Source organism: Novosphingobium sediminicola (assembly GCF_014196525.1).
GTDB classification, from domain to species: Bacteria; Pseudomonadota; Alphaproteobacteria; order Sphingomonadales; family Sphingomonadaceae; genus Novosphingobium; species Novosphingobium sediminicola.
In genome coordinates, this window is record NZ_JACIDX010000010.1 from 147821 (window position 1) to 171858 (window position 24038).

Genomic DNA, 24038 nt, shown 5'->3' on the forward strand with positions numbered 1-24038 from the left:
GCCAATCCGGCAAGGGCGCAAAGCAACGCGCGCGCAGACCCAGCCTTTTGTCGATCCCGTAACCGCAAAATCAATCCCTTATTCCGTCTCGTTATTCGGCCCAATGCAGCCAACTGCGCCAGAAACCGGCCTTACGCCGGGGGTTTTCCAGCAACATGCCCAGATCCTGAGCGGCCAGAACGGGCGTGCCGATGGCCTCCGGGCTGCCATTTCCTGCCTCACTTTGGTTAATCGGTGATAAAAGGGCAGGCTTTTGCGATGGGTCGTGGCCGAGCAGCGGCAGGATGCGATCACCCAGCAGGAGCAGGCGGCGCGGCGCGGCCAGCGCGATATGATGGGCCAGAATCGCGCCCATCCCTTCATGGCGCAGCAGATCCCAATCGGGCGCAGGCATCGCGCGGGGCAGCGCAGCGGCAATGTAGCAATCCTGCGCGCTCAAACTCATCACGCGCAGCATAGCCTCCAGCAGCTTGCCCTGCGGCCCCGACAGCAACTCGCCCATTTCGGCATCCATGCTTTCAGGCATGGGCACCACCACCATCAGCGCCGCCCCGGCATTCCCGCGCGGGGCCACCCGGCCCGAGGTGCCGGTGGGGTCCAAGGTCGGCTCACCCATCCACCATGGCGCAAAATCGGCCAGTGTTTTGGGCCATTGCCCAACCTCTCCGCCAAGGCGCGGGCGGGGCGGGGGAGGCGGCGGTTCGGGCTTGGCCCGCATCATAGGCGGGGGCGGCGGGGCGCCTTCCTGCGCGATCTCCTCCAGCCATTCCTGCGGCTCGTCGCTATAGGCATAGCTGACCCCGGCCTCGCGCCACCAATCGAGCGCGGCGGCGATCTGGGCCGAGAGGGGGGGGGAAGCGGTCATTGCGCGCCTGATTGGCGGCATTGGGGGCGGATGACAAGTGCTGTAAGGTATTTCCTTACAAAGGCGTCTTGCTTGCGCCGGGCGCTCGGGCCATGGGAGGCGCCATGGAACCCAGCGATTTCCCCCTCTCCGAAACGGCTTATGCCAAGATCAACCTTGCGCTCCACGTGCGCCGCCGCCGCGAGGATGGCTATCACGAGCTGGAAACGCTGTTTGCCTTCGTCGATGCGGGCGATGCGTTGAGCGCGATGCCTGCGGGCGGAGATTCGCTGGCGATCACGGGGGAATTCTCGCCCTTGCTGGCCGGTGAGGAGAGCAATCTGGTGCTGGACGCGCTGGCGCTGATCCCGCGTGATGGCGGCTGGGCGGTGGCGTTGGACAAGGCTTTGCCGGTTGCGGCGGGGCTGGGCGGAGGATCGGCCGACGTGGGCGCGGTTTTCCGTATGGCGCGGCGGGCGGGGGTTTTGCCTGAGGATTGGCATGGGCTGGCCGCCGGGTTGGGGGCCGATGTGCCTGCCTGCGTGGAAAGCGTGGCGATGGTCGGGCGCGGCACGGGGACGGAACTGGAACCGGCGCCCGAGGATCTGAAGGGCTGCCCGGTGCTGCTGGTCAATCCGCGCGTGCCACTGCCAACCGGCCCGGTGTTTAAGGCGTGGGACCGCGTCGATCGCGGCGCCATGCCGCAGGGCAGCGCGCGAGAGATTGCTCTGCATGGCCGCAACGATCTGGAGGCGCCCGCGATTTCGATCTGTCCGCCGGTGGCCGATGTGTTGGCGGCATTGGGGCAAACGGGGGCTTGGCTTGCGCGCATGTCGGGTTCGGGCGCGACTTGTTTTGCGCTGTTCGACGATGTGGCCGCGCGCGATGAGGCTGCCGCCCGGATCGCCGCGCATCATCCGCAATGGTGGCAAATGGCGGGGCTGCTGCGATGATCGCGCGCGAAACCGACGCCTATCGCCTGTTTGGAGAGCCCAAGTTCGGCGGCATCCTGATCGTGTCCGACCATGCCAGCAACCGTGTCCCCGAGGGCGTGGATCTTGGCATCGCGCCCGAATTGATGGACCAGCATATTGCCGTGGACATCGGCGTGGGCGCGATTGCGCAGATCATGGCCCAGCGCCCCGGCATTGCCGCCTATTGCGCCCATGTCAGCCGCCTCGTCTGCGATCTCAACCGGGGCGACCATCAGGCCGCAACCATCCCGCATGTCAGCGATGGCCATGCGATCCCCGGCAATGACCTGACGCCTGAGGCGCGCGAGGCCCGTCTGGCGCGGTTTCACCATCCCTATCATGGGGCGCTTTCGCAATTGCTGAATGATGCGCCGCCCGCGCTGATCCTCTCGCTGCATTCTTTTACGCCGCGTCTGGCCACCAGCGACGAGGCGCGCCCGTGGCATATCGGCGTCCTGTATAATGAGGATGACCGCGCCGCGCGGATCGCCATTCCGCTGCTGGAGGCCGAGGGGCTGATCGTGGGCGATCAATTGCCCTATTCGGGCCGCGTGCTGAATTACACGATGAACCGCCATGCCGAGGCTGAGGGTCGCCCCTATCTGGGCGTCGAGATTCGTCAGGACCTGATTGGCGATGCCGCAGGGCAGGCGCTATGGGCCAACCGTATGGCGGACATTTGTAATAAAGTTGCGCTAAATCTTCCCTGATTGCAATTTTCACATTGCCACTTGCGCAGCCCTTTAGTAGGGGCGCAAACGTCTTCCCGAGTCTGCCGGAGTATCCCCATGCCTGCCTATCGTTCACGCACATCCACCCATGGCCGCAATATGGCGGGCGCGCGGGGCCTGTGGCGCGCCACCGGCATGAAGGACAGCGATTTCGGCAAGCCGATCATCGCGGTCGTCAACAGCTTTACCCAGTTCGTGCCGGGCCACGTTCACCTGAAAGATCTGGGCCAGATGGTCGCGCGCGAGATCGAGGCGGCAGGCGGCGTGGCCAAGGAATTCAACACGATCGCCATCGACGACGGCATCGCGATGGGCCATGACGGCATGCTCTATTCGCTGCCCAGCCGCGACCTGATCGCGGACAGCGTCGAATATATGGTCAATGGCCATTGCGCCGATGCGATGGTTTGTATCAGCAATTGCGACAAGATCACGCCCGGTATGCTGATGGCCGCCATGCGTTTGAACATCCCGGTCGTGTTCGTTTCGGGCGGGCCGATGGAAGCGGGTAAGGTCGTGCTGCGCGGCAAGGAAGTGGCGCTCGATCTGGTCGACGCCATGGTTGCGGCGGCGGACGAAGCCTATACCGACGAAGAAGTGAAAACCATCGAACGCTCGGCCTGCCCCACCTGCGGCAGCTGCTCGGGCATGTTCACCGCCAATTCGATGAACTGCCTGACCGAGGCTTTGGGCCTGTCGCTGCCGGGCAATGGCTCGATGCTGGCAACCCATGCGGATCGCGGGGAATTGTTCCTGCGCGCCGGGCGTCTGGTGGTCGAATTGTGCAAGCGTTACTATGAGCAGGATGATGACAGCGTGCTGCCGCGCAACATCGCCAGCTTTGAAGCGTTTGAAAACGCGATGAGCCTCGACATCGCCATGGGCGGATCGACCAATACGGTGCTCCACCTGCTGGCCGCCGCGCAGGAAGCGGGGGTCGATTTCACCATGAACGACATTGACCGCCTCTCGCGCCGCGTGCCCTGCCTGTCCAAGGTGGCTCCGGCCAAGAATGATGTTCACATGGAGGACGTTCACCGCGCGGGCGGGATCTATTCGATCCTTGGCGAGCTTGAACGCGGCGGGCTGCTCCATGCCGATCTGCCCACGGTTCATGCGCCGACCTTGCGCGATGCGCTGGCCAAATGGGACATCGGCCGCAGCAACGATCCTGAAGTGCAGGAATTCTTCCTCGCCGCGCCGGGCGGCGTGCCCACGCAGGTGGCCTTCAGCCAGAGCCGCCGTTGGGAAAGCCTCGACACTGACCGTGAAAAGGGCGTGATCCGCAGCTGCGAACATGCGTTCAGCAAGGATGGCGGTCTGGCGGTCCTGTTCGGCAATATCGCGCTCGAAGGCTGCATCGTCAAAACGGCGGGCGTGGATGAAAGCATCCTGAAGTTCACTGGCCCGGCTAAGGTTTACGAAAGCCAGGACGCGGCGGTGACGGCGATCCTGACCGGACAGGTCGTGGCGGGCGACGTGGTCGTCATCCGCTATGAAGGGCCCAAGGGCGGTCCGGGCATGCAGGAAATGCTCTATCCGACCAGCTACTTGAAGTCGAAGGGTTTGGGCAAGGCCTGCGCGCTGATCACGGACGGTCGCTTCTCGGGCGGCACCTCGGGCCTGTCGATCGGCCATGCTTCGCCTGAGGCTGCCGAGGGCGGCGCGATTGGCCTTGTGGAAACCGGCGATGTGATCGAGATCGACATCCCCGGCCGCACGATCAATCTTGCCGTTTCGGACGAAGTTCTGGCCGAGCGCCGCATCGCGCAGGCGGCCAAGGGCTGGCACCCGGCCAAGGAGCGCCCGCGCAAGGTTTCGACCGCCTTGAAGGCCTATGCCGCGATGACCACCAGCGCGGCGCGCGGCGCGGTGCGGGATCTCTCGCAACTGAAATGATCGCCCCGTCTCAGATCCTGTCCGCAGAGCAAATGCGCGCCGCCGAAGGCGCGCTGATCGCGGGCGGGATCGGCGTGGACGAACTGATGCAGCGCGCAGGGAACGGGGCGGCGGATTATGTCTGGCGCATCGCCGGGCCGCTGCGCCGGGTCACGGTGCTGACCGGGCCGGGCAACAATGGTGGCGACGGCTGGGTGATTGCCGAGGCGATCCGGCGGATGGGCGGGCATGTGGTCGTCGTTCCTGCCGCTGATCCTCGCACCGATGCGGCGCGGCTGGCGCGCTCGCTTTATTCCGGCGCGGTGGCGGATAGTGTGGTCGATGGCGATGTGCTGGTCGATTGCCTGTACGGCACCGGGCTGACGCGCGGGCTGGGGGATGCCGATCTGGCGCTGCTGAACGATCTGGCGGCGCGCCATGGCAAACGGATTGCGGTCGATCTGCCCAGCGGGATCGCCACCGATACGGGCGCGGCGTTGAATGAAGGCCTGCCCGATTATCATCTGACGATAGCGCTGGGCGCATGGAAGCCTGCGCATGTGCTGATGCCCGCCATGGCGCGGATGGGGGCGCTGCGACTGGTGGATATTGGCTGCGCGGCTTTGGCCGATGCGGGGGCGGTGATTGGGCGGCCCCGGTTTCATGCTCCGGCGGCCGATGCGCATAAATATCGGCGCGGACTGCTGGGCGTGGTGGCGGGCGCGATGCCCGGCGCGGCGTTGCTGGCGGCCACGTCGGCGCAGGGCGCGGGCGCGGGCTATGTCAAAGTGCTTTGCGATGCGCCGCTGGCGGTGCCGGTCGATCTGGTGGCGGCGCGTGCGGATTTTTCGGATGACAGGATCGCGGCGCTGTTGGTCGGGCCGGGGTTGGGGCGCGATGCTGGCGGACATTTCCTGCTTGCCGAGGCGCTGGCGGCGGAGCGGCCCACGGTGCTGGATGCCGATGGATGTCATCTTCTTTCCAAAGGGATGGCGGCCACTATTGCCACACCGCATGAAGGTGAACTGGCCGCGTTGGAGCGTCATTTTGACAGCCGGGGCGAGGACAAGATCTCGCGCGCGCGCAATCTGGCGCAGGCCAGCGGCATGGTGATCGTGGCCAAGGGGCCGGACACAATTGTCGCCGCGCCCGATGGCCGTTGGGCCGCCGCGCCGCGTGCTTCAAGCTGGCTTTCCACGGCGGGCACGGGCGATGTGCTGGCAGGCGCGATTGCCAGCAGGCTGGCCACGGGGGCTGAACCTTTCGCGGCGGCCTGCGAAGGCATCTGGCTGCATGGGCAAGCGGCGCGGATCACGCCGCCGCCTTTTTCTGCCGGAGAACTGGCCAAATCCATCGCAAAGGCCTATCGGGCCAGCCTCTAGAGTTAAGGGGCCAGCATGAGTGACGATCCGATCCTGCGCATTGCCGCCAAGGGCGATGGCATAACCGCCAGCGGGGCCTATGTGGCCGGGGCTGCGCCGGGGGATGTGTTGCGTTCGGATGGCTCGATTGCGCGCGGGGCCAATTATGCCGCGCCCGCCTGCCGCCATTACGGCACTTGCGGGGGGTGCACCTTGCAACATGTGGGCGATGAGGCTTTGTCCGAATTCGTGCGCGACCGGGTGGTCCATGCCGCGCGCGGGCAGGGGATGGAGCCGGAGATTCTGGCCCCCACGCATCTTTCGCCCGCCGGATCGCGGCGGCGCGCTGCGCTGCGCGCGGCGCGGGTGGGCGGCGCCATCGCTCTGGGCTATTCCGAGGGCGGGTCACACAAGCTGGTTGATCTGAAGGAATGCCCGGTGCTGGCGCCTGAACTGGTCGCCGTTCTGGGGCCTTTGCGCAAATTGCTGTCGCGGCGCGATGGGCGCTTTGCGGTGGAAATCGACCTGACGCTGGCCACTCAGGGCGTGGATGTTGCGCTCAAAGGCCTGACGGTCGAAGGTTTGCAGCAGACCGAGGCGATGCTCGATTTCGCCCGCGACAATGGGCTGGCGCGCCTTTCGCTGGATCAGGGCTATGGGCCGGAAAGCCTGTGGGAGCCGGACGGCGTGACGGTCAACCTGTCGGGGGTGGAGGCGCCTCTGCCGCCCGGCGCCTTCCTTCAGGCCACGCTGGATGGCGAGCAGGCGCTGGTGGGCGCGGCGGTGGAATGGCTGAAAGGCGTGTCGCCGGTGGCTGATCTGTTTGCCGGGCTGGGGACGTTTGCCTTTGCGCTGGCCAAGGCGGGGTCCAAGGTTTTGGCGGCGGAGGCCGACCGCGCGGCGTTTCTGGCGTGCAAATCGGCGGCGGGGCGCTCTGGGCTCATCGTCCATCCGCTGCACCGCGATCTGTTCCGCAATCCGCTGATGCCCGACGAACTCAACCGCTTTGGCGGCGTGGTGCTGGACCCGCCGCGTGCGGGCGCGCGCGAACAGGTGGGGCGTATCGCCGCCAGCACGGTCAAGCGCGTGGTCTATATCAGTTGCAACCCGTCAAGCTGGGCCCGCGATGCGGCGCAATTGATCGAGGGCGGCTATCGTCTGGCCGAATTGCGCCCGGTGGGTCAATTCCGCTGGACCACCCATGTCGAACTGGCAAGCCTGTTCGTGCGCGATTAATTCGGCGTGGGGCGCATTACGCGCCCCGATACCGCCGGATGACGATCAGGCGATAGTAACCCAGCGGGCCGTCATGTGTCTCCACCGATGCGATGCTGCCCGCCAGATGATGGGCGACCTCGGCCAGATCGGGGCGAGGGGTGACGTGGAAATGCGCCAGCCAGCGCATCAGCACCCAGCGCAAGGGCGCGGGCAGCCCTTCGCCCATGCCGAAATCGACGATGTGCAGTTCGCCCCCCAGCGCCAGCACGGCAATGCCCTGAGCGATGGCTTCTTCCCATGCCGGGATCATCGAGAGGGCAAAGGAGATCATCACCCGTTCGAAATGGGGGCGGCCAAACAGATCCTGCGCATCAAAATTGCAGGCATCGCCCACCGCCAGACGCGCGCGGGCGCCCAGCCGATCCTGCGCGGTTTCCAGCATCAGCGGCGAAATATCGAGCCCGTGGATCTGCGTCTTGGGCCACAGATCGCGCACCAGCGAGAGGTTGCGCCCCGTGCCGCAGCCCACCTCCAGCACTGCGCTGCCATAGGGCATGCGCAAGCCGCGGATCAGCCGGTCGCGTCCGAACAGGAAATATTTTCGTGTGACATCATAGATATGGCGCTGCCAGCGATAGACGCTGTCCATCAGATCGCCATGGGTGTCGAGAACAGGTGCCGTTGCCATGGGGATTATCCTTTGAAGCGATAAAGGTGGAGGCCGCCATAGATCGAGGAGCGGTCGGCGCGGATCAGGTCGCGCGCTTCGGCCTCGCTGTAATCCCAGTGCGAAAGGGTTTCATCGGGCACGCGGCCGGGCAGGAGCGTTTCCTCGGCCGCCGTGCGGAACAGGACGCGCGCGCCGGGACGGGCGGTGCGGGTGATCTGTTGCCACAGGTCGGTCAATTGCTCGTCGCTCATCCAGTCCTGCGCGTCGAGCAGGATGTAACGGTCGAGGCTGGTGTCGGGTTGCTCGCGCAGATGGTCGGTGAAATTGACATGGCGCCAGTCGATGCGGTCGATGCGGTCGCGCACCTTCGCGTAATTGGCGGGTTGCAGATAGGGCGGCAGCGGCGCGTCCGGCCCCTTGCCATAGCCGCGGTTGAAGGCCTGCCACGCGAAGTAATTTTCGCCCACGGCAAAGTCGCAGGCCAGCTTTTCCAGCCGCGCGCGCAGCACGTTGGCCATGCGCTGATCGCCCGCCAGCGCGTCGAATTGCGCAGGGGGAATGCCAAGGCCATAAAGGCTGGCGGGCTGGTTAGTCAGCCAGCGGATGAAGCGTTTGTCGAATACGGGCGCGATCTTTTCATCAAAGATGCGGCGCTGGTCCTCGATGCTCTGCGCATCCAGAATGGCGCGCAGATCGACCCGATACAGCCGCGCGACCAGATGCGCCATGCCGATGAAATTGCCCAGCAGGCCGCGCTTATAGATGCCGCTGGCAAAACCGCCGATTCGTTTGCGCCCGGCCAGATCGCGCCCTTCCCAATAGCGGCGGGTGGGTTCATCCAGATGCGGGGTCAGATATTGGCGATAGGCGGCCAGATTGGCCTTGTTATCGGCCTCGACAAAGAATCGGCGCAGCGATTCGTAATCGGGCAGATGGCGAAACGCGGCATATTTCAGGCGGCCCAGCGCGATATGCGCGGTGTTGAGGTCCACCGCCGTAATCTGGGCCGGATCGGCCACCAGATAGGACAGCGCATTGCACGAACCCGAGGCGATGGTGACGATCCGGCTGTCGGGCGCGATTTCCAGCGCGGCCATATCCACCACCGGATCTTCCCAGATCTGCGCATAGACCAGGCCGCGAAAAGCCAGCGCAAAGGCCCGGTCGGCAAGGCGTTCGCCCCGCTTGGCATGGCTGCGCACCACGGCCCTGTCGATAATATGCGGGGCATTAATAGGATTGGCGCGCAAAGGGGCGGACATGGGCGACTTGTCTCCGGCTGAACTATTTTCAGCGCTCATATGACCGGTGCGTTGCGTTGCCATGACGTGCGCGTGACGGTTTGGCGACAATTGGGCCTATCAACGGATGTTGTGCTGTCACAATCCGGCCCTATATGGCGGCATTCGGATTTTTCAGGGCCGGGCATCAGCGCCGGCCCGTTTTTATGGAGTTTCGCCCATGGGCAAGGTTCTGGTGATTGGCGCTGGCGGCGTCGGCTCGGTGGCGGTGCACAAGATGGCGATGAATGCGGATATCTTTTCCGACATCCATCTGGCCAGCCGCACCAAGAGCAAGTGCGATGCGATTGCCGTGTCGGTCAAGGAGCGCACGGGCGTTGACGTGGCCACTTATGCGATTGATGCCGAGGATGTTCCGGCGCTGGCCGCTTTGATCAAGCAGATCGGCCCCAAGCTGGTAGTCAATCTGGCGCTGCCTTATCAGGATCTGACAATCATGGATGCCTGTCTGATCGCGGGCGCGCATTACATGGACACCGCGAATTATGAGCCCAAGGACGTGGCCAAGTTCGAATATCATTGGCAGTGGGCCTATCAGGACCGCTTCAAGGAAGCTGGCCTGACGGCGCTGCTGGGGTCGGGTTTCGATCCGGGCGTGACCTCGGTTTTCGCGATGTGGCTCAAGAAGCATAAGCTGAAAACCATCCGCCAGCTCGACATTCTCGACTGCAACGGCGGCGATCATGGTCAGGCTTTCGCCACCAACTTCAACCCGGAAATCAACATCCGCGAAGTGACCGCGCCTGCGCGCCACTGGGAAGGCGGCCAGTTCGTCGAAACCCCGGCGATGGCCAACAAGGTCCAGTTCGACTTTGCCGAAGTCGGCCCCAAGAACATGTATATGATGTATCACGAGGAGCTGGAAAGCCTCGCGAAGTTCCTGCCGGAGCTGGAACGCGCGCGTTTCTGGATGACCTTTGGCGATGAATATATCAAGCATCTGACCGTGCTGCAGAATGTGGGCATGACCCGCATCGATCCGGTGATCTACAATGGCGTGGAAATCATTCCACTCCAGTTCCTCAAGGCCGTTCTGCCCGAACCCAGCACGCTGGGCGCCACCACCAAAGGCAAGACCAACATCGGCGACATCGCCACCGGCGAGGCGCTGGACGGCAGCGGCGAAAAGACGTTCTACATCAAGAACATCTGCGACCACGAGGAATGCTATGCCGAAACCGGCAATCAGGCGGTTTCGTATACCACCGGCGTTCCGGCCATGATCGGTGCGGCCATGATCATGCAGGACGTGTGGAGCGGCGCGGGCGTGTTCAACATCGAACAGTTCGATCCCGATCCCTTCATGGACATGCTGAACAAGCATGGCCTGCCGTGGAGCGTGGAAGAGCTGGAAGGTCCGGTGGCTTTCTAAATGAAGGTTCTCGGCTGATGAATTGGGGCTTGATCCTGCCCCCGCTGATGCTGGCGGGGTCGAACCTGTTCATGAATGTGGCGTGGTATGGCCATCTTAAGGCGCCCCACAAGGCGATTTGGGTGGCCGTGCTGGCCTCGTGGGGGCTGGCCTTTTTCGAATATTGGCTGGCCGTTCCCGCCAATCGGCTTGGGTCAAAGGCCTATTCGCTGGCCCAACTCAAGACGATGCAGGAAGTCTTTTCGCTCGCGGGCTTCGTGCTCGTGGCGTGGGCGCTGTTCGGACAAAAGCCGGGGCTGGCGCAACTGGCGGGCTTTGCGCTGATTATTGCGGGCGCGGCGCTGATTTTCAAAGGAAACTGACGCATGGAAACTCGTGCAGGCGATCCGGGCGCGTTTGCGCATTTTGACATGAACCGTGTCAATTCGCCAGCCTTTGTGGTGGATGAGGCGCGGCTGCGGGCCAATCTGTCCGTGCTAGCCGATATTCGCGACCGGGCGGGCATCAAGGTGCTGGCCGCGATGAAGGCGTTCAGCATGTGGCGCGTCGCCTCGATCGTGGGCGAATATCTCGATGGCGTCTGCACCAGTGGCCTGTGGGAAGCGCGTCTGGCGCAGCAGTCCTATAAGGGCGAGATCGCCACCTATTGCGCGGGCTATAAGGCCGAGGATCTGCCTGAGATCTGCGCGATTTCCGATCATGTGATCTTCAATTCGCCGAACCAGCTTGCCCGTTTTCGTCCTATTCTGGCGCAGCAGAGCGGCGATTTCGACATCGGTCTGCGCATCAACCCGCTCCACCGTGAGGGTGAGGTCGAGAAATACGACCCCTGCGCGCTGGGCTCGCGTCTGGGCTTTCCGGTCGATCAGGTGACGGCGGAGCATCTCGAAGGCGTCACGGGCCTGCATTTCCATACGCTGTGCGAGCAGGATTTCGAGCCGCTCCAGCGCACGTGGAATGCGCTCTATCCCACCATCGCGCCTTGGCTGGCGGTGAATGGCGGGCCGATCCGCTGGCTGAACTTTGGCGGCGGGCATCATATCACCCGCGCCGATTATCAGCGCGACGATCTGGTCGCCTTCCTGCAAGCGGTGAAGGCGCAGACCGGCTGCGAGCTTTATTTGGAACCGGGCGAGGCGGTTGCGCTGGATGCGGGCATCCTGATCGGCACGGTGCTCGATGCTCATACCAACGGCATCCCGGTCGCCATCGTCGATATTTCGGCCACCTGCCATATGCCTGATGTGATCGAGGCGCCCTATCGCCCCGCCATGCTGGGCGAGCGCGAGGAGGGTGAAGCGGTGCGTCTGGGCGGGCCTTCGTGTCTGGCGGGCGATGTGATCGGCGATTATCGCCTGCCGGTCCCGTGCGAGCCGGGGCAGCGTTTCGCCTTCCTCGATCAGGCGCATTACTCGATGGTCAAGACCACGACCTTCAATGGCGTGCCGCTGCCCTCGATCTGGCTATGGAACAGCGCGGATGATTCGCTGGAATGTGTGAAACATTTCAGTTGGGAGACATTTCGCGACCGTTTGAGCTGATGGCGCGATTCGTTGATTAAATAACGAAATATCAAAATGATAGACCGGCGGCGCGTCATCCGTTTCGGATGGCGCGCCGCCTTGTTTTTGTCATGAAACTGTCATGCAGTTCTGGGATGATATTCGGATAGGCCAGTTTTCCGCCATTCGCGCTCAAAGCTGCGATCAGGCGTGATTTTTCCGCTTGCACCCCCCGACAAACGGCCTATATGCACCCCCCTCGCTGCCCCATGGGGACTTCCAAACCGCAAGGCAGCTTTTCACCATTGTGTTTATCTTGGCCGAATGGCCTATTGGGGGTCCCTTGCGTTGTCCATTCATCTTGATGCATCGGCTGTAGTTCGCGCCCTCGCGCCCAACGAACCCGTTATCCTCAATCGCCCGCAAGCTGCTGCGCGCGCTGCCCGCTTCTTTGTTGAGAAGTTTCCGGGCAAGTCGCTCTATGCCGTGAAGGCCAATCCTTCGCCCGACCTGCTGGCCGTGCTGTGGGAAAATGGCGTCACGCATTACGACACCGCCAGCATTGTCGAGATCCGCCTCGTTCGCGAAACGCTGGGCGCCGAGCCGACCCTGTGCTTCATGCACCCGGTCAAGCCGGTGGCCGCGATCCACGAGGCTTATCATATCCATGGCGTCCGCACCTTCAGCCTGGACAGCCAGGAAGAGCTGGAAAAGATCGTCGAGGCCACCCGCGACCGTGACGGCAATGCGGCCACCGACCTTTCGCTCTGCGTGCGTCTGCGCGTGTCGAGCGAATATTCGGAGCTGAGCCTCGCGTCGAAGTTCGGGATCGATCTGGCGGATGCCGCTCCGCTGCTTCAGGCCACTCGTCAGGTTGCCGATTGCCTTGGCATCTGCTTCCACGTCGGTTCGCAGGCGATGACGCCTTTTGCCTATGTTCAGGCGCTGGAACGCGTGCGCGCCGCGATTGTCGATGCGTCGATCACGGTGGACATCATTGACGTTGGCGGCGGCTTCCCCTCGATCTATCCGGGGATGGAGCCTGCGCCGATGGAGGATTATTTCGCCTCGATCCACCGCGCCGCTGAATCGCTGCCGGTGTCCTACTCGTCCGAGCTGTGGTGCGAACCGGGCCGGGCGCTGTCGGCGGAATATAACTCGATGATCGTGCAGGTGGAAAAGCGCCGCGGCAACGAGCTGTTCATCAACGAGGGCGCCTATGGCGCGCTCTATGACGCGGCCCATGTCGAATGGCGTTTCCCGGTCAAGTGTCTGAACCCCGAGCGTGACAGCGCCGAGGAAGACTTCGCCTTCTATGGCCCGACCTGCGACGATGCCGACTATATGGAAGGCCCGTTCCGTCTGCCCGCCAATATCCAGCCCGGCGATTACATCGAAATCGGCATGCTGGGCGCCTATGGCGCGGCAATGCGCACGCGCTTCAACGGCTTTGGTACCGGTATGGTGGCCGAAGTTGGCGATGAGCCGATGGCGACGCAATATTGCGGCACCCGCCGCGATCCGCGCCATTCGGATAATGTGGTGCGCCTGCGTTAAGGCCTTCGCAAAAGAGACAAAAAGGGGCGGCTCGGCAACGGGTCGCCCTCTTTTTTGTCCATTGCCTCGAAAACGGCACGGCAAGGGGTTTCGCTTGGGGCCTGCGCATCCTACATGCTGGACATGGCCCGCCCGACTCCGACACAGTTCGACAAGAAAAAGACCGTTGCCGAAAACCGGCGCGCGCGTTTCGACTATTTCATCGAGGATAAGCTGGAGGCGGGCATCGCTCTCACCGGCACCGAGGTGAAGTCCTTGCGCTTTGGCGAAGGCTCGATTGCCGAAGCCTATGCCGAGGTGCGCGATGGTCAGGTCTGGCTGGTCAATGCCAATGTGCCCGAATTCAGCCATGGCAACCGCTTTAACCATGAGCCCAAACGCCCGCGCAAATTGCTCCTGCACGAACGCGAGATCGCCAAGCTGACCGGCGCGGTGGAGCGCAAAGGCATGACGCTGGTGCCGCTCTCGGTCTATTTCAACGGACGGGGCCGGGCCAAGGTCGAACTGGCGCTGGCCAAGGGCAAGAATGACGCAGACAAGCGCAACACGATCAAGGAGCGCGAATGGAAGCGTGATCAGGCCCGGATCATGAGGGAATACAAGTGAGCGGGCGGCGGCTCGTTTCTCTGTCCAATTGGGCGCGAAACCTGCTGCCCACCCGGTCGGCTTTGGAAAAGAGCCGCATTATCGCCCCCTTTGCCCATCTGGTGCTGCGCGCCGATCTGTGGCGGTTTAATCGGCGCAGCGTGCCGCGCGGGGTGGCGGTCGGCCTGCTGGTCGGCATTTTCGCGCTGATCCCCGGTGTGCAATTGGTGGGCGCGGCGCTGATGTGCGTGCCCTGGCGCGGGAATATCCCGCTGGCGGGCGCGATGACCTTCCTTTCCAATCCGGCCACCACGCCTTTCATCATGGTGGGCGCGATTTCGGTGGGTAACAATTTCGGCTTCCACGCCGATCTGAACGCGCTCGATCACCTGTATCGCAGCGGGGCAGGGTTAACGGAATGGGGCCGCTGGCTGCTTTCGGATGGCGCGCCTGCGCTGTTGCTGGGGCTGGGCGTTATTTCGCTGGTCAGCGCGGCGGTGGGCTATGTGGTGGCCGCGCTGGTCTGGCGGCGGGTGGTGTTGGTGCGTCATGCGCGGCGGCGGCAACGCGCTGGCGCGCAAGGCTGAACGAGATGATGACGGGGGAGCAGGAGCGCGGCGGCAGGCTGGCGCCGGGGATCGGGCTGTTGGCGGTGGCGGTTGCCCTGCTGTTCAGCGCGGGTCTGGTGTGGCTGGCAACGCGGCAGATGGGCGCGGTGGCTGGCTTTGTCGGCGGCGCGCTGGTGCTGGGGGCTTCGGCTTTGATGCTGGGGCGCGGCGCGGGCGCGGCGCCCGATGCCGAGCCGGGCGAGCCTGATTGGGCGGTGACGGTGGCCGCGATTGAGGGCGATGCGGCTGTGGCGATCGTCGATCGCGCGGGGAGGCTGGTTTGCGCCAATGGCGCCTTTGAGGCCGGTTTTGGCGCATGGGCGCCCCCGGCTTTGCCTTTTGGCGACGCGGCGGGGGCTTTGGAGGATTTGGCGCGGGCGGCATGGCGCGATGGCGCGGCCTCTGATCGCGTGGCCGGGCCTGATGGCACGCGCTGGCGGATCGAGGTGGTGCGCGCGGGGCGGGCCGAATCCTATCTGATCTGGCGATTGCATGCTCTGGCGGCGAGCGACCCGGTGGCTGAATTGTGCGATCATCTGGCGGGAAAGCTGGGCGTGGTGCTGGGCCATGCGGGGTTTTGCGCGGCTTTGGTCGAAACGGATGGCACTATTCGCGCGGCCAACAAGGTCTTTGCCCAAAGGTCGGGTGCGGAGGGCATGTTGGCGGGCCGCCCCTTCATCGGCCTGTTGACGCAGGACGAGCAGGACCGAATTTTTTGGGCGCATGACGTCAAGCATTCGGTGCCTTTGACGCTGTTTTACCTGCCTTTGGTCGATCCCGACGGGCCGGATCTGGCGGATCCTCAGCAAAGCCCCTCGCTGATGCTGCTGGTTGATCAGGGCGTGGGCCTTGGCGGCAGCGGCGAGGTGAGCGCGGCGGTGCCGCATTTGCAGGCCTTGCTGGGCGGATTGCCGCTGGGGCTGGCGATGGCGGATCGCGATGGGCGGCTGCTGTTTGCCAATGCCGCCTTTATGCGCGCAGCAGGGCGCGAGGGCGGCGATATGCCGACCTATCCCACCGATCTGGTGGTGCGCGAGGATAAGGCGGCGCTGTCGGATGCGGTGCGTCGCTTTGGCTATGGCGCGGCGACCAGCGGCGACGTTGCGGTGCGTCTGGCCGCGCAGCCCGAGGATCCGGTGTCGCTCAGCCTTGCGGGCGTGCGCGGGCTGGGTGAGGCAGCGGTTTTGCTGGGCCTGACCGATACGACCGAGGAGACGCGGCTGAAACGGCAGGTGGCGCAGGCGACCAAGATGCAGGCCGTGGGCCAGTTGGCGGGCGGGGTTGCGCATGATTTCAACAATGTGCTGACCGCGATCATCGGCACATGCGACCTGATGCTGCTGCGCCATACGCCGGGCGACAGCGACTATGACGATATTCAGCAGATCCGCGCCAATTCGAACCGCGCGGCCAGTCTGACGCGGCAGTTGCTGGCCTTCAGCCGCCAGCAAACCTTGCGGCCGCAGGTCTTGCAACTGCCCGATATTGTTTCGGATATTACACAGATGCTGCGCCGCCTGATTGGCGAGAAGATCCGGCTGGAGGTCAGCCATGACCGGGATCTGGGCGCGGTGCGGGCTGATCCGACGCAGGTGGAGCAGGTGATCGTCAACCTTGTGGTCAACGCGCGCGACGCCATGCAGGAGGCCTCGCGCAAGGTGGGCGGGGATGGCAGCGGGGCGCTGATGCTGGCCACGCGGCGGGTGCCGGCGGCCGATGTGCGCGCGATGGGCAGCGATATTCTGCCGATTGCCGATTACACGGCGCTGGTCGTGCGCGACACGGGCGGGGGCATTCCGGGCGATATTCTGGGCAAGATCTGGGAGCCGTTTTTCACCACCAAGGAGCAGGGGCGCGGCACCGGGCTGGGGCTTTCGACGGTCTATGGCATTGTAAAACAATCCGGTGGCTTCATCTTTGCCGATAATGTCGCGGCGCAGGATGGGGTGGCCGCGGGCGCGCGCTTCACGGTCTATCTGCCGGTGCATCATGGCGCGGTCGAGGCGGCGGCGCGTCCGTTGGAAGAGGTGAGCACCTGGGCGGGTGGCGGCGACATTCTGCTGGTTGAGGATGAGGATGCGGTGCGCGTGGTGGCCGAGCGGGCGCTGAGCCGGGCGGGCTATCAGGTGACAACGGCCAGCGATGGAGAAGAGGGTGTCGAGGCGGTGATGGCGCGGCGCGATTCGGGGGCTGCGATGTTCGATCTGGTGGTTTCCGACGTGGTGATGCCCGCGATGGACGGCCCGGCGATGGCGCGCGCCATTCGTGCGGTTGAGCCCGATTTACCGGTATTATTTATGTCAGGTTATGCCGAAGAGCAGTTGCGGCGTGAGATTGATATAGTAAATATGTATTTCATACCTAAGCCTTTTTCCGTAAACCAGATTGCTGGGAAAGTGGCTGGAGTGCTGGCCAAAAAGGCTGGAAAGAAAGGTTGATCTGAGCGGTTGGAATAATTTTGTTCCACCCTTGTTCTTATAGAACAAATCCGATACACAATGCCGTGTTGACCTTTGGCAACAGCGCCTTAGCAAGGAGACGGCACGTGGCAGCTCAACTCAAGCTGATTCAAGAAGGCAAGGACAAGGACAGCATGGACCGTCAAAAGGCGCTGGAAGCCGCACTGGCACAAATTGATCGGGCGTTTGGCAAGGGTTCTGCCATGCGTCTGGGAGCCAAGGAGACGATGCAGGTGGAATCCATTTCCACCGGATCGCTGGGCCTTGATATTGCTCTGGGGATTGGCGGCTTGCCGCGTGGGCGTATCGTGGAAATCTATGGCCCGGAAAGCTCGGGCAAGACCACGCTGGCGCTGCACGCGATTGCCGAGGCGCAGAAGGGCGGCGGCACGGCGGCCTTTGTGGACGCCGAACATGCGCTCGATCCGGTCTATGCCAAAAAGCTTGGCGTCGATATCGACAATCTGATCGTCTCGCAGCCCGATACGGGCGAACAGGCGCTGGAAATCGTCGATACGCTGGTGCGTTCGAATGCGATTGACGTGCTGGTGGTTGACTCGGTCGCCGCGCTGGTGCCGCGGGCCGAAATCGAGGGCGAAATGGGCGACAGCCATGTCGGCCTTCAGGCCCGTCTGATGAGCCAGGCGCTGCGCAAGCTGACCGGTTCGATCAGCCGCTCGCGTTGCATGGTGATTTTCATCAACCAGGTGCGCATGAAGATCGGCGTGATGTACGGCAATCCGGAAACGACCACCGGCGGTAATGCGCTCAAGTTCTATGCTTCGGTGCGTCTGGACATTCGCCGCACCGGTCAGATCAAGGATCGCGACGATATCGTCGGCAATGCGACCCGCGTGAAGGTGGTGAAGAACAAGGTGGCGCCGCCCTTCAAGCAGGTCGAATTCGACATCATGTATGGCGAGGGCATTTCGAAGATCGGCGAAATCCTCGATCTGGGCGTAAAGGCCGGGATTGTGGAGAAATCAGGCGCGTGGTTCAGCTATGATTCGATCCGGATCGGGCAGGGACGTGAGAATTCGAAGAATTATCTGCGCGAGCATCCCGAGATTCGTGATCGCATCGAAAACGCGATCCGCGCTCAGACTGAAGGGCTTGCGGGCGAGATGATGGTTGGGCCTGATGCCGAAGACGATGCGTGATTCCTTCGGTTGAAGGTTGAAAATGAGTGGGGCGCGGGCGAAATTCACACTCGCGCCCCCAATTTTTTTGACGTCGGCGGGAACAATCAGCAGAAACTGGGCAAAACCTTGCACTGTTCGGCAAAAACGATGGCTCTGATGGCGCCTTCCTGCTTGTCCGCCGCCCTCTGGTAGCTTATCGGCAAGCCCCATGATCTCGACGAACGACATCCGCCGCTCCTTTCTCGAATACTTTGGCTCGAATGGCCATGACGTGGTGCCGTCTGCGCCGCTCGTGCCCTATAACGATCCGACGTTGATGTTCACGAATGCGGGCATGGTCCCGTTCAAGAACGTCTTTACGGGATTGGAGACGCGAGCGATCCCGCGTGCAACGAGCAGCCAGAAGTGCGTGCGCGCTGGTGGCAAGCATAACGATCTCGACAATGTCGGCTATACGGCCCGTCACCATACTTTCTTTGAAATGCTGGGGAATTTCTCTTTCGGCGATTATTTCAAGGAACAGGCGATCACGCATGCCTGGACGCTGCTGACCAAGGAATGGGGGCTGGCCAAGGACAAGTTGCTGGTCACTGTCTATCACACCGATGACGAGGCGTTCGGCCTTTGGCAGAAGATAGCGGGCCTGTCGGAGGATCGCATCATCCGCATTCCGACCAGCGACAATTTCTGGTCGATGGGCGATACCGGTCCTTGCGGGCCTTGCAGCGAGATCTTCTTTGACCACGGTGATCATATCTGGGGCGGCCCTCCGGGGTCTCCGGAAGAAGATGGTGACCGCTTCATCGAAATCTGGAACCTCGTTTTCATGCAGTTCGAGCAGCAGGCGGATGGCACGCGCCTGAGCCTGCCCAAGCCGAGCATCGACACCGGCATGGGGCTGGAGCGCATTGCCGCCGTGATGCAGGGCGAGCATGACAATTATGACATCGACACGTTCAAGGCGCTGATCGCGGCGAGCGAATCGCTGACAGGCGTGAAGGCGGAGGGCGATACCCGCGCCAGCCATCGTGTGATCGCGGACCACCTTCGTTCGACCAGCTTCCTGTTGGCTGACGGCGTGCTGCCCAGCAATGAAGGGCGCGGCTATGTGCTGCGCCGCATCATGCGCCGCGCGATGCGCCATGCCCATCTGCTGGGCGCGAAGGATCCGTTGATGCATCGTCTGGTGCCTTCGCTGGTGACGGAAATGGGCGCGGCCTATCCCGAACTGGGCCGGGCGCAGGCGCTGATTCAGGAAGTGCTGGAGCGCGAAGAAACCAAGTTCCGTCAGACGCTTGATAAGGGCCTGAAGCTGCTCGACGAGGCCACCGATGGTCTTGGCGAGGGCGGCACGCTGGCAGGTGAAACCGCCTTCAAGCTCTATGACACCTATGGCTTCCCCTATGACCTGACCGAGGATGCGCTGCGTTCGCGCGGGATCAATGTCGACAAGGACGGCTTTGACGCGGCGATGGCGCAGCAGAAGGCGGCCGCGCGCGCAGCATGGAAGGGCAGCGGCGAGGCCGCCGCCGGCGAAGTGTGGTTTGACATTGCCGAGCGCGTCGGGGCGACCGAGTTCACCGGTTATACCAGCACGACCGGTGAGGCGCAGATAGTCGCCATCGTCAAGGATGGCAAGGAAGTCGAAAGCGCCGGCGCAGGCGATGCGGTGACCATCATCACCAATCAGACGCCGTTCTATGGCGAATCGGGCGGTCAGATGGGCGATGCGGGCACGATTACCGGTGCTGATGGTTTGGCCATTTCAATTGCCGACACGGCTAAGCCGCTCGGCCGCCTGCACGCCCATGGCGGCAAGGTTGAGAGCGGCAGTGTCAAGGTAGGCGATGCGGTTGTGCTGGCGATTGATGTGGCGCGGCGCGATGCGATCCGGGCGAACCACTCGGCCACGCACTTGCTGCATGCTGCGCTACGCAATCGTCTGGGCGCGCATGTGACGCAGAAGGGGTCGATGGTTGCGCCCGAACGTCTGCGTTTCGACTTTTCTCAGCCCGTCGCGCTGACGGCCGAAGATATTGCGGCCATCGAGGCTGAGGTAAACGCGGAAATTCGCGGCAATGAGGCGGTCAGCACCCGCCTGATGAGCCCGGAAGATGCAATTTCGGCGGGCGCGATGGCGCTGTTCGGCGAAAAATATGGCGAAGAAGTTCGCGTGCTGTCGATGGGCAGCAAGGCCGATGGCAAGAATTTCTCGGTCGAGCTTTGCGGCGGCACCCATGTGCGGGCGCTGGGCGATATTGGCGTTCTGCGCATCGTGAATGAAAGCGCGGTATCGAGCGGCGTGCGCCGGATCGAGGCGCTGACGGGCGAGGGCGCACGTCAATGGTTCGTGAACCGCGAGGAGCAATTGAAGGCTGCCGCGTCGGCTTTGCGCACCACGCCTGATGAGGTTGAGGCGCGCGTGGTGGCGCTGCTGGACGAGCGCAAGAAGTTGGAGCGCGAATTGGCCGAGGCCAAGAAGGCGCTGGCTTTGGGCGGCGGCAGCGCGGCGGCGCAGGCGGCGGATGAAACGATCAATGGCGTGACCTTCAGCGGTCAGGTTATTGACGGGTTGGACGCCAAGGAATTGCGCGGACTTCTCGACACCGCCAAGCAGCGGATGGGCAGCGGCGTGGCTGTGATCGTGGCTGTCAATGAAGGCAAGGGCGCGATTGCTGCGGCTGTGACCGAAGATCTGACGGGTAAGGTCAGCGCGGTCGATCTGGTGCGCGCGGGCGTTGCGGCGTTGGGCGGCAAGGGCGGCGGCGGTCGTCCGGATATGGCGCAAGGTGGCGGGCCGGATGGTGCCAAGGCCGCCGACGCGATTGCTGCGGTCAAGGCTGTGATTGCAGGGTAAAGTTACTGATCTTATCAGTTTCCAAAGGGGCTATCGCAGGGAAGCTGCGGTGGCCCTTTTGCTTTTGGCTGACGGACGGCGGCGCTTAAACATGATGCGCGAATATCGCCGGGCGCATCGCTCTGCGTCCGGCGACTGATCCTGCTTAACTGGCGCGTTCGCGCAGGCTGCTGCTTTTCAGTTTGGGTTTTTCGCTCAAGCCGCCGTCATGCATGATGATCTCGCGGTATTCGTCGCGTTTTTCGTGAATTGAGGCGATGACGAAGCCCATCGGCACGCCCAGTTCGACCAGCACCGCCTCGGACAATTGCAGCGTCGCCTCCAGCGTTTCGGGGATCGCATGCGTGGCCCCGGCGCGATACATGGCGGCGGCGTGGACAGTGTCGCGGGCGCGGGCCAGAATCGGCAGGTCCGGATATTGCGCGCGCAATTTCTTGACCAGACGCTGGGCGGTGCGCGGTTCATCCATGGTCAGAATGACGCAATTGGCGCGATCTAGGCCAAGTCTTTCAAGCATATGGCTCGATGATGCCTCACCGAACGTCGCACGATAGCCCTGGCGCACCGCGCCGGCGATCAGGTCGGGGTCGGAATCCACACCCACATAGGGCTTATCATGGGCCTTGAGCATATCCGCGACCAGTCGGCCAACGCGGCCAAAGCCGATGATGACGGCATGGGGCGCGGTTTCCTCATCAAGATTTTGCGCATGATGAGAGGCAGCATCGACCCGGCGTGCAAGCCGCCGTCCCGCCCAGGCCAAGAGCGGGGTCACGGTCAGGCCCAGCGCCGTTACCGTCTGCCAGAATTGCGCGGTCGATGGCGCGATCAGCGAGGCGCCGCTGGCGGTGGCCAACACGATCAACGTGGTTTCCGAAGGGCTCGACATCAGGATGCCCGCCTCGGTGGCAACGCCGCGCCGCGCGCCGGTCAAACGCAGGATGCCCGCCGTCACCGCTGCCTTGACCACGACCACCCCGGCGGTGGCCGCGATGATCGCCACCCAGTTTTGCGCGACGGCGGCAAGGTCGATGCTCATCCCTACGGTGATCAGAAAGACGCCTAGTGCCAGACCCTTGAACGGGGCGATGATGCCTTCGACCTCGGTGTGATATTCGGTTTCGGCGATCAGCAGGCCCGCGATCAGCGCGCCGACGATGGGTGACAGGCCAACGCCCGCCGTGGCCAGAGCGGCTACGATCACCACCAGCAGGCTGGCCGAGAGGAAGAGTTCGGGGCTCTTGGTGCGCGCGGCCTGAGCGAACAGATGGGGCAGCATATAGCGGCCAAAGACCATCAGCACCGCCACCACCAGCGCGCCGTAACCCAGCGTTTGCGCCAGTTCCATCCAGCCCGCACCTTCGGCGCGCGGGGCAAGTGCGCCAAGCAGGAAGATGATCGGCACCAGCGCGAGATCTTCGAACAGCAGCATGGCCAACGCCGCGCGGCCAACCGGTGTGGTTGATCCGGCGATGGGCAGCACCAGCGCGGTGGAGGACATGGACAAGGCAAAGCCCAGCCCGATCGCGCCCGCCGCGCTTTGCCCCATCAGCTTCAGCCCGACCCCCAGCGTCAATGCCGCCAGCAGCAATTCCGCCGCACCCAGCCCAAGCACCTGTTTGCGCATGGCCCAGAGGCGATCAAAGGACAGTTCGAGCCCGACCGAGAACAGCAGCAGGATGATCCCGAATTCGGCAAAGGGTGCCAGCGCCTGCGCATCGGTGATCGTGACAAAGGCCAGCCAAGGCAGTTCCGCCACATGACGGCCAAGACCATAGGGGCCGACCAGCAGGCCGACCAGAATGAAACCGATCACCGGCGTGATGCGAAAACGAGCGAAAACCGGGATGACGATGCCCGCTGCGCCCAGAATGACCAGCGCATCGCCCAGCGGCGTGGAGGGAGAGAAAGAAACATGAGCCATAGGGGCAGGCTAGGCGATGGGGGCGTGCATGTCACGGCTGGATCGGGGGTAGACATGGAATGTGGCGGTTTTGTCATGACTTAGTCATAAAAACACCATCTGTTGCAAATCTTGCAACATCTATTGCATTTTTCGCTTTGCCAGTTGGGGCGAATCGGTTAGCCTCTCCTCAACGAAAAGAAGTTTGGGGATTTGTTGGATGCGTAAGACCGGTAAGCGGATTTGGTTGCTGTTGGCAGGATATGCGGTTTCGGCCGCTGGCGTGCTCGCCGTTCCTGCTCAGGCCGCCGATCTTGCTGCGCCGGTGACCATGGCCGCCGCTGTTCAGGTGGAATCGCCCTCGACATCGATGGCGCTCTCGCCGGTCGCGGCGGCCATGGATCTGATGCGTTCGGGGCGTTCGGCCGATGCGCTGGCGCTGCTGGAACCGGCGATGGGCAAGCTGCAGGGGATGAGCAAGGGTTCCGCCCGGCCTTATTGTCAGCATGATGGCTCGGTCGCGCGCGGGGTTCGGGTTCTGGATTCGGATCTGTGTGATGCGCTCTATCTGCGTGCCTTTGCGCTGACCGAATTGGGGCGCCGCACCGATGCGGTTGAGGCTCTTGAGCAATTGACCCAGCTTTCGCCCGATTATCCGCGTTACTTTGTTGAACTGGCCTATGCCTATCGGGCCAGCGGCGACAAGGCAGGCGCGATGGAAACCTATCGCCATGCCGCCGAACTGGCCTCGGCGCCGGGGCAGCAGAAGTATCGCGCGGCGGCGCTCCGCGGCATCGGCAATCTACTGGTGGATAAGGGTGATCTCGAAGGTGGGGAGAAAGCCTATCGGGACAGTCTGAGCGACGATCCGCAAAACAAGGTCGCGCTTGGCGAACTGCAATATATTGCCCGCAAGCGCGCGGCATCGGAACAGAAGGGCGGCTAAGACCCTAATGACCCTCTTTCAGGGGGGAAGCTGAAGGGCGCCTGTTCACGCAGGCGCCCTTTTTATTTGTCCGCAGCCCTTGGCAAGCGCCCGCGCAAAGCAGGCAAAAAAGAAGAGGCCCGGTTTCCCG

General features: G+C 63.2%; 19 protein-coding genes. 15 read left to right on the top strand and 4 right to left on the bottom strand.

Annotated features, from left to right (window positions below):
• Window positions 1-91: 91 nt before the first annotated feature.
• Window positions 92-865 (bottom strand): uracil-DNA glycosylase family protein, encoded by a 774-nt coding sequence (locus tag GGR38_RS14090; RefSeq protein ID WP_183626582.1) that lies wholly within the window; start codon window positions 863-865, stop codon window positions 92-94.
• A gap of 104 nt (window positions 866-969) precedes the next feature.
• Here GGR38_RS14090 and GGR38_RS14095 point away from each other — a divergent pair, with 104 nt between their 5' ends.
• From GGR38_RS14095 to GGR38_RS14115, 5 genes are all read left to right on the top strand, one after another.
• Window positions 970-1797 carry a 4-(cytidine 5'-diphospho)-2-C-methyl-D-erythritol kinase gene (locus tag GGR38_RS14095; RefSeq protein WP_183626584.1) on the top strand — a complete coding sequence of 276 codons (828 nt, stop codon included), beginning with the start codon at window positions 970-972 and terminating at the stop codon, window positions 1795-1797.
• Window positions 1794-2528: an N-formylglutamate amidohydrolase gene (locus tag GGR38_RS14100; RefSeq protein ID WP_183626586.1), complete on the top strand. Its 735-nt coding sequence runs from the start codon at window positions 1794-1796 to the stop codon at window positions 2526-2528. Before GGR38_RS14095 ends, GGR38_RS14100 begins: the two co-directional genes overlap by 4 nt.
• Window positions 2529-2606: 78 nt before the next feature.
• The gene (gene ilvD, locus GGR38_RS14105) at window positions 2607-4448 is read left to right on the top strand and encodes a dihydroxy-acid dehydratase (protein WP_183626588.1); all 1842 of its coding nucleotides are present in this window, start codon (window positions 2607-2609) and stop codon (window positions 4446-4448) included.
• The gene (locus tag GGR38_RS14110; protein ID WP_183626590.1) at window positions 4445-5809 is read left to right on the top strand and encodes an NAD(P)H-hydrate epimerase; all 1365 of its coding nucleotides are present in this window, start codon (window positions 4445-4447) and stop codon (window positions 5807-5809) included. Before ilvD ends, GGR38_RS14110 begins: the two co-directional genes overlap by 4 nt.
• Before the next feature lie 15 nt (window positions 5810-5824).
• Window positions 5825-7024, top strand: a complete 1200-nt coding sequence (locus GGR38_RS14115) for a class I SAM-dependent RNA methyltransferase (protein ID WP_183626592.1) — start codon at window positions 5825-5827, stop codon at window positions 7022-7024.
• 16 nt (window positions 7025-7040) lie between these two features.
• Here GGR38_RS14115 and GGR38_RS14120 read toward each other — a convergent pair whose 3' ends face one another.
• Together GGR38_RS14120 and GGR38_RS14125 are read right to left on the bottom strand one after the other, a co-directional pair.
• Entirely contained in the window at window positions 7041-7694 is a 654-nt protein-coding gene (locus GGR38_RS14120) for a class I SAM-dependent methyltransferase (RefSeq protein ID WP_183626594.1), read from the bottom strand.
• 5 nt (window positions 7695-7699) lie between these two features.
• Window positions 7700-8938, bottom strand: a complete 1239-nt coding sequence (locus GGR38_RS14125; RefSeq protein WP_183626596.1) for a BtaA family protein — start codon at window positions 8936-8938, stop codon at window positions 7700-7702.
• A gap of 199 nt (window positions 8939-9137) precedes the next feature.
• On the opposite strand from GGR38_RS14125, the gene GGR38_RS14130 reads away from it, so the two are divergent.
• From GGR38_RS14130 to alaS, 9 genes are all read left to right on the top strand, one after another.
• Entirely contained in the window at window positions 9138-10349 is a 1212-nt protein-coding gene (locus GGR38_RS14130) for a saccharopine dehydrogenase family protein (RefSeq protein WP_183626598.1), read from the top strand.
• A gap of 17 nt (window positions 10350-10366) precedes the next feature.
• Window positions 10367-10711, top strand: coding sequence for a DMT family protein (locus GGR38_RS14135; protein WP_168604558.1), 345 nt, complete (start codon window positions 10367-10369; stop codon window positions 10709-10711).
• Between the two features lie 3 nt (window positions 10712-10714).
• Window positions 10715-11890, top strand: a complete 1176-nt coding sequence (locus GGR38_RS14140; RefSeq protein ID WP_183626600.1) for a carboxynorspermidine decarboxylase — start codon at window positions 10715-10717, stop codon at window positions 11888-11890.
• 309 nt (window positions 11891-12199) lie between these two features.
• Entirely contained in the window at window positions 12200-13408 is a 1209-nt protein-coding gene (locus GGR38_RS14145) for a type III PLP-dependent enzyme domain-containing protein (RefSeq protein ID WP_172341394.1), read from the top strand.
• Between the two features lie 123 nt (window positions 13409-13531).
• Entirely contained in the window at window positions 13532-14014 is a 483-nt protein-coding gene (smpB, locus tag GGR38_RS14150; RefSeq protein WP_183626601.1) for an SsrA-binding protein SmpB, read from the top strand.
• The gene (locus GGR38_RS14155) at window positions 14011-14580 is read left to right on the top strand and encodes a DUF2062 domain-containing protein (RefSeq protein ID WP_343059108.1); all 570 of its coding nucleotides are present in this window, start codon (window positions 14011-14013) and stop codon (window positions 14578-14580) included. The genes smpB and GGR38_RS14155 overlap by 4 nt, the downstream gene beginning before the upstream one ends.
• Window positions 14581-14588: 8 nt before the next feature.
• Complete coding sequence (locus tag GGR38_RS14160; protein ID WP_183626695.1) at window positions 14589-17039, top strand: response regulator; 2451 nt, start codon at window positions 14589-14591, stop codon at window positions 17037-17039.
• A gap of 107 nt (window positions 17040-17146) precedes the next feature.
• Window positions 17147-18220 carry a recombinase RecA gene (gene recA / locus GGR38_RS14165; protein WP_172341397.1) on the top strand — a complete coding sequence of 358 codons (1074 nt, stop codon included), beginning with the start codon at window positions 17147-17149 and terminating at the stop codon, window positions 18218-18220.
• Between the two features lie 190 nt (window positions 18221-18410).
• Window positions 18411-21059: an alanine--tRNA ligase gene (gene alaS / locus GGR38_RS14170; RefSeq protein ID WP_183626602.1), complete on the top strand. Its 2649-nt coding sequence runs from the start codon at window positions 18411-18413 to the stop codon at window positions 21057-21059.
• A gap of 145 nt (window positions 21060-21204) precedes the next feature.
• Here alaS and GGR38_RS14175 read toward each other — a convergent pair whose 3' ends face one another.
• Complete coding sequence (locus GGR38_RS14175; RefSeq protein WP_183626604.1) at window positions 21205-22983, bottom strand: cation:proton antiporter domain-containing protein; 1779 nt, start codon at window positions 22981-22983, stop codon at window positions 21205-21207.
• A gap of 199 nt (window positions 22984-23182) precedes the next feature.
• On the opposite strand from GGR38_RS14175, the gene GGR38_RS14180 reads away from it, so the two are divergent.
• Window positions 23183-23908 (top strand): tetratricopeptide repeat protein, encoded by a 726-nt coding sequence (locus GGR38_RS14180; protein ID WP_183626606.1) that lies wholly within the window; start codon window positions 23183-23185, stop codon window positions 23906-23908.
• Window positions 23909-24038 lie beyond the last annotated feature (130 nt).

Bases quoted from the DNA above. Each gene is read 5' to 3' on its own strand.
- GGR38_RS14110 (WP_183626590.1), top strand. From the start codon at position 4,445: ATGATCGCCCCGTCTCAGATCCTGTCCGCAGAGCAAATGCGCGCCGCC.
- alaS (WP_183626602.1), top strand. From the start codon at position 18,411: ATGATCTCGACGAACGACATCCGCCGCTCCTTTCTCGAATACTTTGGC.
- GGR38_RS14140 (WP_183626600.1), top strand. From the start codon at position 10,715: ATGGAAACTCGTGCAGGCGATCCGGGCGCGTTTGCGCATTTTGACATG.
- GGR38_RS14130 (WP_183626598.1), top strand. From the start codon at position 9,138: ATGGGCAAGGTTCTGGTGATTGGCGCTGGCGGCGTCGGCTCGGTGGCG.
- GGR38_RS14180 (WP_183626606.1), top strand. From the start codon at position 23,183: ATGCGTAAGACCGGTAAGCGGATTTGGTTGCTGTTGGCAGGATATGCG.
- GGR38_RS14095 (WP_183626584.1), top strand. From the start codon at position 970: ATGGAACCCAGCGATTTCCCCCTCTCCGAAACGGCTTATGCCAAGATC.
- ilvD (WP_183626588.1), top strand. From the start codon at position 2,607: ATGCCTGCCTATCGTTCACGCACATCCACCCATGGCCGCAATATGGCG.
- GGR38_RS14125 (WP_183626596.1), bottom strand. From the start codon at position 8,938: ATGTCCGCCCCTTTGCGCGCCAATCCTATTAATGCCCCGCATATTATC.
- GGR38_RS14175 (WP_183626604.1), bottom strand. From the start codon at position 22,983: ATGGCTCATGTTTCTTTCTCTCCCTCCACGCCGCTGGGCGATGCGCTG.
- GGR38_RS14090 (WP_183626582.1), bottom strand. From the start codon at position 865: ATGACCGCTTCCCCCCCCCTCTCGGCCCAGATCGCCGCCGCGCTCGAT.
- GGR38_RS14115 (WP_183626592.1), top strand. From the start codon at position 5,825: ATGAGTGACGATCCGATCCTGCGCATTGCCGCCAAGGGCGATGGCATA.
- GGR38_RS14120 (WP_183626594.1), bottom strand. From the start codon at position 7,694: ATGGCAACGGCACCTGTTCTCGACACCCATGGCGATCTGATGGACAGC.
- GGR38_RS14100 (WP_183626586.1), top strand. From the start codon at position 1,794: ATGATCGCGCGCGAAACCGACGCCTATCGCCTGTTTGGAGAGCCCAAG.
- GGR38_RS14135 (WP_168604558.1), top strand. From the start codon at position 10,367: ATGAATTGGGGCTTGATCCTGCCCCCGCTGATGCTGGCGGGGTCGAAC.
- smpB (WP_183626601.1), top strand. From the start codon at position 13,532: ATGGCCCGCCCGACTCCGACACAGTTCGACAAGAAAAAGACCGTTGCC.
- GGR38_RS14160 (WP_183626695.1), top strand. From the start codon at position 14,589: ATGACGGGGGAGCAGGAGCGCGGCGGCAGGCTGGCGCCGGGGATCGGG.